Origin of the sequence: Halosimplex marinum, assembly GCF_051414075.1 — an archaeon.
Lineage (GTDB): Archaea > Halobacteriota > Halobacteria > Halobacteriales > Haloarculaceae > Halosimplex > Halosimplex marinum.
Genome location: NZ_JBLKNY010000003.1, coordinates 1,392,863 through 1,405,617 on the forward strand (window position 1 = coordinate 1,392,863; position 12,755 = coordinate 1,405,617).

The 12,755-nt window shown below is 72.8% G+C and carries 12 protein-coding genes; 6 read left to right on the forward strand and 6 right to left on the reverse strand.

All coding sequences use genetic code 11. The annotated features are described in order from the left end of the window. Positions 1–21 precede the first annotated feature (21 nt). Positions 22–1,248: an outer membrane protein assembly factor BamB family protein gene (locus ACMGFI_RS07980; protein ID WP_436908738.1), complete on the reverse strand. Its 1,227-nt coding sequence runs from the start codon at positions 1,246–1,248 to the stop codon at positions 22–24. A 103-nt stretch (positions 1,249–1,351) separates the two neighbouring features. Between ACMGFI_RS07980 and ACMGFI_RS07985 the strand changes: the two genes are divergently transcribed. The 5 genes from ACMGFI_RS07985 (at position 1,352) to ACMGFI_RS08005 (ending at position 6,380) form a co-directional block, all read left to right on the forward strand. Continuing rightward, positions 1,352–2,818 carry a hypothetical protein gene (locus tag ACMGFI_RS07985; protein WP_436908739.1) on the forward strand — a complete coding sequence of 489 codons (1,467 nt, stop codon included), beginning with the start codon at positions 1,352–1,354 and terminating at the stop codon, positions 2,816–2,818. A 47-nt stretch (positions 2,819–2,865) separates the two neighbouring features. Further along, positions 2,866–3,204, forward strand: a complete 339-nt coding sequence (locus ACMGFI_RS07990; protein ID WP_436908740.1) for a DUF7471 family protein — start codon at positions 2,866–2,868, stop codon at positions 3,202–3,204. Continuing rightward, entirely contained in the window at positions 3,201–3,713 is a 513-nt protein-coding gene (locus ACMGFI_RS07995; RefSeq protein ID WP_436908742.1) for a winged helix-turn-helix transcriptional regulator, read from the forward strand. The genes ACMGFI_RS07990 and ACMGFI_RS07995 overlap by 4 nt, the downstream gene beginning before the upstream one ends. A 125-nt stretch (positions 3,714–3,838) precedes the next feature. Beyond that, a complete protein-coding gene (locus ACMGFI_RS08000) occupies positions 3,839–5,149 on the forward strand; it encodes a DUF7405 family protein (RefSeq protein ID WP_436908744.1) in 1,311 nt (436 codons plus the stop codon). 124 nt (positions 5,150–5,273) lie between these two features. Beyond that, complete coding sequence (locus tag ACMGFI_RS08005; RefSeq protein ID WP_436908745.1) at positions 5,274–6,380, forward strand: DUF7350 domain-containing protein; 1,107 nt, start codon at positions 5,274–5,276, stop codon at positions 6,378–6,380. A 51-nt stretch (positions 6,381–6,431) separates the two neighbouring features. Here the strand turns inward: ACMGFI_RS08005 and ACMGFI_RS08010 are convergent, their stop codons facing one another. From ACMGFI_RS08010 to ACMGFI_RS08020, 3 genes are all read right to left on the reverse strand, one after another. After that, positions 6,432–7,943 carry an arylsulfotransferase family protein gene (locus tag ACMGFI_RS08010; protein WP_436908746.1) on the reverse strand — a complete coding sequence of 504 codons (1,512 nt, stop codon included), beginning with the start codon at positions 7,941–7,943 and terminating at the stop codon, positions 6,432–6,434. Positions 7,944–8,050: 107 nt separating this feature from the next. Continuing rightward, positions 8,051–8,410 (reverse strand): CPCC family cysteine-rich protein, encoded by a 360-nt coding sequence (locus tag ACMGFI_RS08015; protein ID WP_436908748.1) that lies wholly within the window; start codon positions 8,408–8,410, stop codon positions 8,051–8,053. Between the two features lie 31 nt (positions 8,411–8,441). After that, positions 8,442–10,160 (reverse strand): hypothetical protein, encoded by a 1,719-nt coding sequence (locus ACMGFI_RS08020; protein WP_436908749.1) that lies wholly within the window; start codon positions 10,158–10,160, stop codon positions 8,442–8,444. A 129-nt stretch (positions 10,161–10,289) separates the two neighbouring features. Here ACMGFI_RS08020 and ACMGFI_RS08025 point away from each other — a divergent pair, with 129 nt between their 5' ends. Then, positions 10,290–11,969, forward strand: a complete 1,680-nt coding sequence (locus tag ACMGFI_RS08025) for a sulfatase family protein (protein ID WP_436908750.1) — start codon at positions 10,290–10,292, stop codon at positions 11,967–11,969. A gap of 82 nt (positions 11,970–12,051) precedes the next feature. Here ACMGFI_RS08025 and ACMGFI_RS08030 read toward each other — a convergent pair whose 3' ends face one another. Next, a complete protein-coding gene (locus ACMGFI_RS08030; RefSeq protein WP_436908751.1) occupies positions 12,052–12,207 on the reverse strand; it encodes a hypothetical protein in 156 nt (51 codons plus the stop codon). A gap of 39 nt (positions 12,208–12,246) precedes the next feature. Beyond that, positions 12,247–12,672: a DUF7718 family protein gene (locus ACMGFI_RS08035; RefSeq protein ID WP_436908752.1), complete on the reverse strand. Its 426-nt coding sequence runs from the start codon at positions 12,670–12,672 to the stop codon at positions 12,247–12,249. Positions 12,673–12,755: the final 83 nt, after the last annotated feature.

Consider the following 12,755-nt stretch of genomic DNA (forward strand, 5'->3'; position numbering starts at 1 on the left):
GCCGCCGGCCACGACCCCCTGTCAGCTCCCGTATTCGAGCGCGACGACGCGACCGTCGCCGTAGCGGACCAGTAGCTCGTCGCCGGGGGCGGCGGTGAGATTCGCGGGCGTCACGCCGGTCCAGACCGCCACGTCGCGCTCGTAGGCGGCCCGTTCGGCGCCCGTCGCCGGGTCGAGAACGGCCACGGTCCCGCCGTTGGTCACCGCGACGAGTTCCCGCGAGCGGTCGCCGTCCGGGTCCGCCAGCACCGCCGGCGGGGTGACCGCCCCCTCGCTCGTCGCGAGGCGGGTCCGCCACTCCTCGTCTCCGTCGGCGGCGTCGAGCGCTCGCAGGACGTTCCCCGCCTCGCTCACGTAGGCCTCCGGCGTCCCGTCGCCGTCGGCGTCCGCGAGCGCGCCCATCGCGGGCGACCCCTCGGCCGAGCGGTTCCAGCGGCGGTCGCCGGTCGCGCCGTCGAGCGCGACGACGCCGTCGTTGCCGGCGACGACCACGACCGACTCCCCGCCGACGGTCGCCGTCGCGGCGTCGTTGGCGCCCACGCCCCGGCGCCACCGGACCGTCCCGTCGGGCTCGAAGGCCACCGTCTCCTCCCGGCCCGCGACGACCACCTCTCGTTCCCCGTCGCCGTCGATGTCGCTGACGACCGGCGGGGCGTAGACGAGCGTGGAGAGGTTGCCGCGCCAGCGGACCGCCCCGTCGGCGGTCGCGACGAACACGTCGCCCGAGATGTCGCTGGCGACGATCTCGGGGTCTGAGTCGCCGGTCACGTCCGCGACGGTCGGTTGCGCGTAGCCGTAGGCCCGCGTCGGGACCCGGAACAGCTCGCGGCCGTCGCTCGCGGCGACGGCGACGGTGGCGTTCTGGGTCGTCCCGGCGACGACTTCGAGGGCGCCGTCCCCGTTCAGGTCGGCGACCGCGGGCCTGGTCAGGGCGTGGCTGAAACACCGATCCGGGGGGACGCCGGCCCACCAGCGGACGCTCCCGTCCGCGGCGGCGAGGCGTTCGAGCGAACACGAGCGGCGCGTGAGGCCGTCCTGCCCCTGGAGGGCGGTGACCGGCGCGACGACGACGCCGTCGGCGGCGCCGACCCCGTGGTGGTTGAACTCGTTGTCCCGCGCGGTGTCGCTGACCCACACCTCCGACAGCGAACCGCCGTCGCCGGCGGGGAGCGCCCAGAGCGCGACGGCGCCGGCGCCCGCGAACGCGAGAACCAGGAGCGCCAGCGCGGCGGCCGTGCGAGTCCGCATCGTCCCCCTCTCGGGATCGGGCGGGCAAAGCCCTTCCGACGCGGTCCCGGGTTTCGAGCGACGTACCACAGGCCATTTGCCCGCCGTCGGCCGAGTCCCGTGTATGCCACCCCGCGGCGACGGCCGGACGAGGCGGTCCCGAGCGACCCGGCCGGCGCTCGCCGCGGCCCTCGCGACGGTCGCGCTCGCGGCCGCCGCGGGCGTCGCGAGCGCCCACGAGGTCGTCGAGCGGGAGTTCACCGCGCCCGTCCCCCTGCCCCTGCTGTTCGCCGGCGCCGGCGCGACGGTCGGCCTGACGGCGCTGTGGCTCGGCGTCGCCGACCGCGCGGCCGTCGGTACCGGGGCGTCAGACCGCTCGCTCGCCCCCGAGGAGCAGGCTCGGCCGCTCGCTCGCGTCCCGGCGGCGGTCGCCCGACCGCTCGCGGCGGCGGCCCGCGTCGGCTTCCTCGCGCTGTTCGCCGGGGCGCTCGCCCACGGCATCCTCGGCCGGCAGGTCGCCGCGGAGAACCTCGCGACGCTGGTCGTCTGGCCGCTCGTACTGAAGGGCGTCGGCCTCGTCTCGGTCGCGGTCGGGTCGCCCTGGCGGGTCCTCTCGCCGTGGGAGACGCTGTACGACGGGCTCGTCGCCCTCGAAGGCCGCGAACTCGCCGCCCTGGGCGAGTACCCCGAGCGGCTGGCCGCCTGGCCGGCGGTCGCGGGGTTCGTGCTCGGCGTCGGCGTCCTGGAGAACCTGACCGTCGCGACCCGGTCGCCGGGGACGACCGTCGTCGTCGCGGCGGGGTACGCGGTCGTCATGCTCCTCGGCGCGACGGCGTTCGGTCGCGAGTGGTTCGCCCGCGCCGACGCCCTGACGGTCCTGTTCGACCTGCTGGGCCGCGTCGCGCCGCTCGCGACCCGGCGGACGGCCGGCGGGGCGGTCGCCGTCGCCGTCCGGCCGCCGTGGCGCGGCGTGACCCGGGCGCTCGCCGACGCCTCGCTGGTCGCGTTCGTCGTCGCCGCGGTCTACACCGTCAGCTTCGACGGGTTCACCGCCACCGAGACCTACCGCTCGCTGCTCGACCCCGCCCGCGAGGCGCTCGGCCTCGGCGTCGCGAGCGTCACGATCTACGCGACGGGGCTGGTCGGCTTCCTGGCGTCGTTCGCGCTCGCGGCCGCCGTCGCCGACCGCCTCGGCGGCGGCGAGTCCTCCGGTCGCGAGGAGCGAGCGGCCGCGACCGCCTTCGGCGCGACGGTAATCCCCATCGCGGCCGCCTACGAGGTGGCGCACAACTACCCGTACGTGGCGGCGAACCTCGGCGCGGCGGTCGGCGTCGTCCGCGACCTGGCGCTCGGGGTCACGGGCGACCCGATCAGACCGCTCGCCGGCCTCTCGGTCGAGCTGTTCTGGGTGTCGCAGGTCGTTCTGGTCGTCGCCGGCCACCTCGTCGCCGTCGTCGCCGCACACCGGGTCGCGGCCCGCCGGTACGGCGACGCCCGGGCGGCCCGCCGCGGTCACGCCCCGTTCGTCCTCGTCATGATCGGGTACACGGTGCTGTCGCTGTGGATCGTCTCCCGGCCGCTGGCGGGATAGCCGTCCGGAAGCGACCGACTTAGGTGCGCGCGGCGACTACTGGGGGTGTGACACCGCTGCGCCCGGTCGCCCACGCCGCGCCCTCGGCGGACCCCCTCGTGCTCGGGGTCCACCTGCTCGCCGGCGTCGGCTCCGGGCTCCTGCTCGCGCTGGCGGTCGCCGCGCTCGGCCAGCGGGGGTCGCGGTCGTACCTGCTGGTCGTGCTCGCGCTGGCCGCCCTGCTCGCCCGCACGCTCGTCTCCGCGCTCGCGATGTTCGGCCCGCTCGACGCCGGACTGCACCACTTCGCCGAGCACGCCCTCGACGCGACGGTCGCCACGTTCCTGCTCGGCGCCATCTACTACGCGCGCTCGGCCGCCCCTGACGCGCCGGAGGACCCCTCGTGACCGACACCGACACCCGCGCACGCGTGGCCGCCCACGTCGCCGACAACCCCGGCGTGTACTTCAGCGAACTCGTCCGCCAGCTCGACCTCGCCCCCGGTCAGGTCCAGTACCACCTGCGGAAGCTCGACGACCGCGTCGTCGCCGCGGACCTGTACGGGCGCACCCACTACTACCCGCCCGACTGCGACGCCTTCGAGCGGCGCGCGCTCGCGGTCCTCCGCCGCGAGACCGCCGCCGACATCGTGGTCTTCCTCCTCCGGAACGGCCCGACCCCCGCCGCCGAGGCGGCCGAGGGCGTCGGCGTCGCCCGGAGCACGCTGGAGTGGCACCTGGACCGACTGACCGACCTCGAACTCGTCGCCAAGCGCCGCGACGAGCGCGGCCGCGTGACGCTCGTGCTCGAAGCGCCCGAGGAGACCGCCGAACTGCTCCGGACCGTCGAGCCGTCGCTGCCCGAGCGGCTCGTCGACCGGTTCACCCGCCTGGTCGACCGACTGCTCGCCGAGTAGGCCGGAGCGGGCCGCCGAGTAGGCCGGAGGGCGGCCGGCAGTCGCGAACGGCGCGGGCGCGCCCGGCGGCCGCTTTCGACTGGCCGACCAGAACCCCCTTGTCGGACCAGCCGCTAGACCCGCCGATGCCACCGAGTCGCCAGCGCGGGGTCTCGCGCCGGGAGTTCGTCAAGGCCGCCGTCGCCATCGGCGGGGCCGCGGCGCTGTCGACCTGCCTGGGCCGGGAGAACCCCGACCTCCCGCAGGGGCCCGACGACCTCTCCGGACTGTCCCGCCGCCAGCACGCCTGGAACGCCGCCCTCCGCACCGACGACCACGGCAACCACGTCCCGCCGAAACACCACCTCCTGCTCTACCTTGACTACGCCGGCGACGGGACGCCCACCGACGCCGACCGCGGGAGCGTCCAGACTGCCCTCCGGTCGCTCGAACGCGCCTACCCCCGCAGCACCGAGGACGGCGAGGTCGGTCTCCTCTTCACGATCGGGTACGCCCCCGCCTACTTCGACCGCTTCGAGGGGAGCCTCCCGGAGAGCGTCGACCTGCCCGCGCCCGAACCGCTCGCGCCGTTCGAGAACCCCGTCCCGGACGAGCCCGACGCCGTGGTCCACCTCGCCAGCGACTACGGCTCGGTCCTGCTGGCTGGCGAAGAGGGGCTGCTAGGCGAGCGCGACGAGGTGAACGGCTACGGGATGGAGGCCACCTTCGATGGGGTCTTCGAGCGCGCCAGCCTCGCCGAGGGCGGCCGCCCCCGCCGGACGGGGTTCATCGGCGACGGGCTCCCCGCCGAGAACCAGGACGTGGCGGGGATCCCCGACTCCGAGCCGGTCCCCGACGACGCCCCGCTGTACATGGGGTTCGAATCCGGCTTCGAGAAGACCCAGGCGACCGAGGACCGGGTGACCATCGGCGAGGGGCCGTTCGCCGGCGGGACCACCCAGCACGTCTCCTCGATGGATCTCAACCTCACACAGTGGTACGAGCAGGACAGCCGCGAGCACCGCGAGGCGTCGATGTTCTGCCCGGCCCACGCCGACAACAACGTGATCGAGGGCACCGGCGAGAACCTGGGGAACTCCAGCGGCGTCGGCGGCTGCGCCGAGACCGTCGAAGCGGACGCCCGCGACGGCGTCGTCGGCCACGCACAGAAGAACGCCCGCGCCCGCGAGGACGGCCGGCCGGTGATGCTCCGGCGGGACTTCGACTCGACGGACGGCGACCGCGCCGGCCTGCACTTCCTCGCCCTGCAGGAGTCGATATCGGACTTCGTGGAGACGCGCGAGGCGATGAACGGCACCGACGCCGCTGCGGAGGGCGCCGTCGGCCAGCGCGCCAACAACGGCATCCTCCAGTACATCAACGTCCGCCGGCGGGGCAACTACCTCCTCCCGCCCCGCGAGTCGCGGGCGCTCCCGGCGCCGAACCCCGGGGAGTGACGGATCGCGCCGGCCGTGCGGTCGGCCCGGTCGCCGGAAGCCATCGGCGGCCTCCGAGGCGTAACTGCCGGCTTTCGAGAACCCAACCAGAAGCCGCTTTTGGGTACGGCGATTAGGGCCGGGTATGCACAGACGACGCTTTCTCGCTGCGGGCGCCGCCGCGGCGGCGGTCGGGCTGGCCGGGTGTCGGTCGCTCTTCCAGACGCGCTCGGCGCGCTCGCCGCCGCTCGTCGAGGACCGCCCGGACGCCGTCTACGTCCCCAGCCACGCCGAGGGGATGGAGATGGCAGGCATGGGATCCGCCGGCGACTTCCAGGTCGCGCTGACCTACAGCTACCCCCACCGCTTCTGGCTCGTCAGCGGGGACAGCACCGAGAAAGTCGAGATCGAGGGGTCGGACTCGCTGCACCTCATGACGACCGTCTGGGACCCCGAGACGATGACCGTCCTCCCGCACGGGTCGGTCACGGCGACGATCACCCGCGACGGCGAGCGGCTCACCAGCGGGAAGTCGCTGTGGCCGATGCTCTCCCAGAACATGGGCGTCCACGCCGGCGACAACCTCGAACTCGACGGCGACGGCACCTACGAGGTCGAGGTGACGGTCCCGCCGCTGCCGACGCGCCGGGCCGGTGCCCTCAGTGATCGTTTCGGCGAGCTGGGCACCGCCTCGTTCACGCTGGAGTTCTCGCAGTCCGCGCTGGAGGAAATCTCCTACGAGCGACTCCCCGACCGGCAGGGTGAACGCGACGCCCTCGACCCCATGTCGATGGACACGATGCCCGTCTCGTCGACGCCCGAGCCCGGTGACCTCCCGGGGACCGTCGTCGGCGAGGGCTCCAGCGGCGACGCCCGGTTCGTCGTCTCGCGGCTGGCGTCGCCGCCCGAGGGGGTCTCCACGGAGGAGGACACGACGGAGACGGCCGGCGGCGACGAGAGCGGCGACGGCTCGTATCTCGCCGTCTCGATGCGGACGCCGTACAACGGCTACCCGATCCCGCAGGCGTCGCTGTCGGCGACGGTCGAGGGCGACGGGACGACCCGATACGACGGCTCGCTCACCCCGACCGTCCACCCCGACCTGGGGTACCACTACGGTGCCGTCGCCGCCGTCGAGTCCGGCGACGACCTGACGATCACGGTCGACGGGGTCCCGCAGATCGCTCGCCACGAGGGCTACGAGACGGCGTTCATGTCGTTCGACGAACTGTCGATGACCGTGGAAGAATAGGTCCAGGGGGTTGACGGCGGGCAGGTCGGTGGCGGCTGCGACTCGCTCTCGCTACTCCCGGCCGGGGAGGGAGACGCCGCGCGCCGCGAGCAAGTAGTCGACGCCGCCGACGAGGACGAACAGGAGTCCGAGGGCCGTCGCGGCGAGGTGGAGTTCGCCGAACCAGATGGGGACCCAGGCGAAGGTGCCCTGCAGGCCCGCGACCGCCTCGGAGAGCAGGGGGATGTCGTCGTCGGGTGCGGTCAGCGCGCCGGAGCCGTTGGCGGCCGTCATCCGCGGCAGGGGCGTCTTCGTCGGGGTCGCGGTGCCGCCGTCGGTGGCGGTGCCGGTCCCGTCGGTCGGGGTCGCCGTCGCGCCGCCGTCGTAGCTGCCCGCGTACTCGCCGTAGGGCAGGCGGTCGGCCTCGTAGACGATACCGGGGCCCGTCCGGGCGACGGCGCCGACGGAGACGTTCCAGACCGCCTCGCCCTGCGGGTTGACCTCGACCACGCGCCGGTTGCGCGAGTCGGCGATCAGGGTGTTGCCGTTGGGCAGGCGGTCGGCGTCGCGGGGCCACGTGAGGTCGATGCCGCCGGCCCGGTCGACCGCCCAGACGGGCTCCCAGTCGCCGTCGTCGGTCCGGTGGAGCTCGACCACGCGGTCGTTCTCGCTGTCGGCCACCAGCACCGCGCCGTCGCCCAGCCACTGCGGGTTGTGCTGTTCCTTGATCACGGCGGGGTCGCCACAGCGCACGTCCCCGTCGCCGTCGGCGTCGTAGAGCCGCCCGTCCTTGAGGCAGTTAGCGTCGCTCGACCCGTCGTCCTCGTTGATGACCTCGACGACGCCCTCGCCGCGCTCGAGGATGAGGATCTGGTTGGCGTTGCGCACGGAGACGATGAACCGCCCGTCGCCGATGGCGTCCACGTCGTTGATGTGCAGCCAGTCGCGGCTCGTCGGGTCCGCGGGCGCCTCGTAGAGTTCGCTGGCCGACCACTCCCAGACCTCGGTGCCGTTCTCGACCACGACGACCCGTTCGGCGTCCATGTCGGTGTAGACGATCCCGCCGTCGCCGGTCGCGTCGGCGGCGTGGACCTCGCTGTTGGTGATCGAGCCGACGGGGAAGCTGTACTCCGAGAGGATCTCGCCGCTGCCGGCTTCGAGGATCCGGTAGCCCGTGCGGGCGCAGGGCGCGGAGAGGTCGCCGCAGTCGTCGGAGCTCTCGTTAGCGAAGGCGGCGAGGACGCTCCCGTTGTCCAGCCGACTCACCTCGAAGTAGCCGTCGGCCTGCGTGTTGCGCCAGGCCACCTCCCGCCCCTCGAATGCGATGACGCTGCCGTGAGTCACCCAGCCGCCCTGGTTGCCGACGAGCGTCCGCGGCTCGTCGGACCCGGGCGTCCCCGAGGGGGCGGCCGTCCCGCCGGGGTCGGACGGCGCGTCGGTGCCGTTCGGGAAGGCCGTCGGCGTCGTCGACTCGTCGACGCCGCCGGTCGACCCGGAGGGGGCGGTCGCGGCGCCGACGACCATCGTCGCGAGGAAGAGGCCGACGCCGAGCAGGGCCAGGGCGCTGCCGCGCGATACGTCCATCGTGGCACGTCTCTCCGCCGCGTTCGCGAATAAGCCTTCGGGTACGTGACGGGAATCCGTGGCGGGATTCCACCCCCCTCTCGTCCTGACCACGCTTCGCGCCCGCCTCACTCCTTGCGGTCGTACGGCCAGTTCGGGTCGCGCGGTTCGTCCGGTTCGGGCTCGCGGGTGTCGTGCGCGGCGCCCTCGACGCAGGCGCCGAACGCCCGGACGTTCTCGCGGGCCTCCGCGAGCGTGACGTGGTCGGTGTCGCTGACGAACTCGGGGTCGGCGAACTGGAGGGGGTCGTCCAGCCAGTCGCAGACCGGGCAACGTTCGTAGGAGCCGGGTCGCCCCGGCGGGAGCGTCCGGTAGCCACAGCAGGGGCAGTACCCCTTCTCCCGCGCCGCCGGGTTGCCGGGCGGGTCGGCCGTGACCGCCCTTGGGACCGTCCGGAGAAATGCGTGGCGACGGGCCAGTCCCCTCACCGGGACGCGCGCTCCGGCGGGACACCCCGCCTCACCGAGTCCGGGCGGACCCCTTCAGCAGGCCGTCGCGTTCGAGTTCGGCGGCCACCGATTCGGGGAGGAACTGCGCCGCCCCGGGGTCGTCGTAACTGAGATACCCGTCGCAGGTGTGGTAGGCGCCGCCCCGGCCGTCGTGCTCGCCGGGACAGCGGTTCTCCTCGTCGAGGCGGCCGACGACGTTGTGCAGCAGTTCGTGGACGGCGATGAACGTCCGGTAGCTGGTCCCGTCGAACTCCGTGTGGTACCGCGTGGCGACGGCGGCGAACGTGCCCGGCGCGGGCGCGCGGCCGGCCCACTCGGCGTCGACCTCGACGACGGTGACGAGGTGGTAGACGCCGCTGCGGTTGCCCATGAACGACTCGCTGTCGTACTCGCCTTTGAGCGCCGCGTAGTCGCGGTCGCTGTCGAGCGTGACCGAGCGGTTGAGCGACCCCTGGTCGACGTGGACGGCGATCCCCGACTCGCCGTCGGGGTTCGAGACGGGCATCTCGGCCCACGCCTCGCGGAGGTCGGCGAGCTCGCCCGCGTCGAACGCCTCGGCGTTCTCGCTGACGTTGATCTGGACGTACAGGTCCTTGTGCAGCGGGTCGGCACCGGGCAGGGAGGCGCCGCCGTCGGTGACGCCCGCGACCTCTGCCCCGTCCGCGAGGCCGTCCCCGTCTGTATCGGCGAGCGTGAGGTTCGTGCCGACCGCGACCTCCCGCCCGTCGACCAGGCCGTCGCCGTCCGTGTCGGCGACCAGCGGGTCGCCGCCGAGTTCGACCTCCCGGCCGTCCGCCAGGCCGTCGCCGTCCGTGTCGGGGTCCGTGGCGTTCGTACCCCGCTCCAGTTCCTCGTCGTCCGCCAGGCCGTCGCCGTCCGTGTCCGCACGGGTCGCGTTCGTTCCGAGGTCGACCTCCCGGCCGTCCGCGAGTCCGTCCCCGTCCGTGTCCGCCAGCGTCGCGTTCGTGCCGAGTTCGATTTCTCGGCCGTCCGCGAGTCCGTCCCCGTCCGTGTCGGAATTCGTGGCGTTCGTCCCGAGGTCGACTTCCCGTCCGTCCGCGAGCCCGTCGTCGTCGGTGTCTGCGACCAGCGGGTCGGTCGGACCTCCGACCTCGGTCGCGTCGGCCAATCCGTCGCCGTCGGAGTCTACGGCGGTCGCGTTCGTACCGAGTTCCCGCTCCCGCCCGTCCGCGAGACCGTCGCCGTCGGTGTCCGCCGCGAGCGGGTCGGTCCCGAGTTCGACCTCCCGTCCGTCTCCGAGGCCGTCGCCGTCCGAATCCGCGACCGTGGGGTCCGTCCCGAGGTCGACCTCTCGACCGTCCGCGAGGCCGTCGCCGTCCGTGTCGGGATTCGTGGCGTTCGTCCCCAGTTCGAGTTCGGTCCCGTCCGCCAGGCCGTCGCCGTCGGTGTCGGCGGCGGTCGGGTCCAGTCCGCGGTCGAGTTCAGTCTCGTCTTCGAGGCCGTCGCCGTCGGTGTCCGCGAGGGTGGCGTTCGTGCCGAGTTCGCGCTCGCGGCGGTCGGGGAGGCCGTCGCCGTCCGCGTCGCTGACCGGCGCCGGCGTGGCTGAGCCGCCGGCGGGGCCGCTGTCCGGGGGGCCGCCGTCCGCGGGGCCGATGCCCGCTTGGTCGTTCGTCGCGCTGTCGCCGACCGGGAGGGAGCCGGTGAGTGCCAGTGTCGCCGCCGCGCCGACGAGGAGGAGGGTCGCGAGGGCGACCGGGGACCGACGCATCGTCGTCACATTCGAGGTGCCGACCAAATACCTGTCGGCGCCCGGCCGGCGGCGGTCCCCGCTCGCCCCGGACTCCCCGCCGGCACACGCCACACTAACACTTACGACGCCGGCGGCCGCCCGTGGGGTATGCCCGGGGCCGGCCGGCCGAACGTCCTCTGGATCGCGATGGAAGACACGACGCCCCGCCTGGGGTGTTACGGCGACGACCTGGCCCGGACCCCCGAGATCGACGGGCTCGCGGCCGAGGGGCGGCGCTACCCGAACGCCTTCTCGACCGCGCCGGTCTGTGCCCCCAGCCGCTCGGCGGTGATGACCGGGTGCCACCAGAACGCCGTCGGCACCCACCAGATGCGGACGACCCACACGAACGACGACGCCCCCGAACTCCCGACACCGTACGAGGCCGTCCCGCCCCACTACGTGACGGCGGTGCCCGAGCTGTTCCGGCGGGCGGGCTACTACTGCACGCTCGACTCGAAGGCCGACTACCAGTTCGGGACGCCCTTCTCGATGTGGGACCACCACGGCGACGGTGCGGACTGGCGCGACGACGCCCGCGAGTCCGACCAGCCCTTCTTCGCGATGGTCACCAACGGGGTCACCCACGAGAGCGGCCAGTGGGACCCCACGGAGCCCGGCACCGACGACCAGTTCGGCGGCGCGGTCGCCGACCCGGACACCGACCCGTCGGCCGTCGAGGTGCCCCCGTACCTCCCCGACACCGAGACGACCCGGCTGGCCATCGCCCGCCAGTACGACAACGTCGCCCGCTCGGACGACTGGGTGGGCGACGTGCTCGACCGCCTGGAAGCGGACGGGCTGGCGGAGGACACCATCGTCGTCCTCTGGAGCGACCACGGCGAGGGCCTGCCCCGCAGCAAGCGCTGGCCCTACGACGGGGGGATCCACGTCCCCCTGGTCGTCCGCTGGCCCGGGCAACTGGAGGCGGGGAGCGTCGACGACCGCCTCGTCAGCATGATGGACCTCGGGCCGACGATGCTCGACGCGTGCGGGCTCGACGTGCCCCAATATATGGCCGGCCGACGGTTCTTCGGGCCGGACGCCGACGACCGCGAGTACGTCTTCGCCACGCGCGACCGCTACGACGAATCGTACGACATGGTGCGGGCCGTCCGCGACCACCGGTTCAAGTACATCAGACACTACCGGCCGGGGACGCCGTACCGCCAGTGGATCCCCTTCCGGAACCGCCACCCCGTGATGCGCGAACTTCTGGAGCGCGCCCGCGAGGGCGAGCTGGCGGGCGCCCAGCGGTGGTTCGATGCGAACCGGCCCGCCGAGGAGCTGTACGACCTGCACGCCGACCCCTACGAGATCGACAACCTCGCCGAGGACCCCGAGTACGCCGACACGCTGGCGCGGATGCGGACCGCGCTCGACGACTGGCGCGACCGGGTGGACGACGCCGGCGACACCGCCGAGGCCGAGACGGTCCGCGACCGCTACGGCGGGGAGAGCCAGCCCGAGACCGCCGCCCCGCGGTTCGTCGTCAACAGCCCGAACCACGACGAGCGGACGGCCAGGACCGCCGGGCTGGAGCTGGAGGGACCGGCGACGCTCTCGCTGTACTGCGCGACCCAGGGCGCGTCGATGGCCTACGCGTTCGCCGACGAGCCGGTGAAAAACGATGGGTCCGACCCCCAGTGGGAGCTCTACACCGGGCCGATCGAGTTGCCCGAGGGCGAGACGGCGGTGCGCGCGAAGGCGGTCCGGTACGGCTTCGCGGAGAGCGACGAGCAGGTGGGCATCTTCACCGTCTCGGGGTGGGATTCGGGCCGCAACTAATCCGACAGTGCCCTCGGGACTACATCGTAGAACGCCGCGAAAGTGGCTGAAAAGCCGACGAACCTGCCGCGGAGAGGAGTAGTCACTCGGAAACGGTTTCCGCCTCTTCCGGCGAACCGATATCGAACTCTTCGGCCTGCCGCGCGAACTCGTCAGGGTCCGTAGCCGTCTCTTCGGCGAGCAGGTCAGCGAGTTCCTCCATAGAGAGGGGCTCGCCGGTCTCGGCTTCCTGGCTCATACGAACGGATAGTACGCATTTACGTATAAGACTTGGTGCTCAGTCGTCACCGTCGGGCCACGGTGGTGGCCCTCCCGGAGCAATGTCACCCTCAAAGACATCGATGAAGTACGCGGCTTCTCTGTTCAGGTACTCGGCGCAGTTCCGGACGACTACCCCGCGATTTTCCGGAAGTGGTCCGTGTCTCGGGCGAATCGTTACAGAACCGCCGGAGCGTTCGTAGACATCGATGTGAAGTCCTTCGGTGTAGACATCGTGCCCGAGCTGTGCTGTTTCGTTGTGATCGAACCTGGCGATCTCTTGCCACGAAAGCGGTGAACGGGAGGTAAGATAGTGGAGCCGAACGAGGAACCGAGGGATGTGGTAGTGGTCCTTGTCGAATCCAACGGTGATCCGACAGTCGTCTCGCCCGGCAGCAACGGACTTTGAAACGTCGTATCCGTCCGGGACCAACGGACCACTCATTGTGCAGGCGGTCTCCGCGTGTCGGTTAAAACATCACGATTGTCTGCGGTTGCACCGGCGGTCACGCTTTTCACGGTCACTGC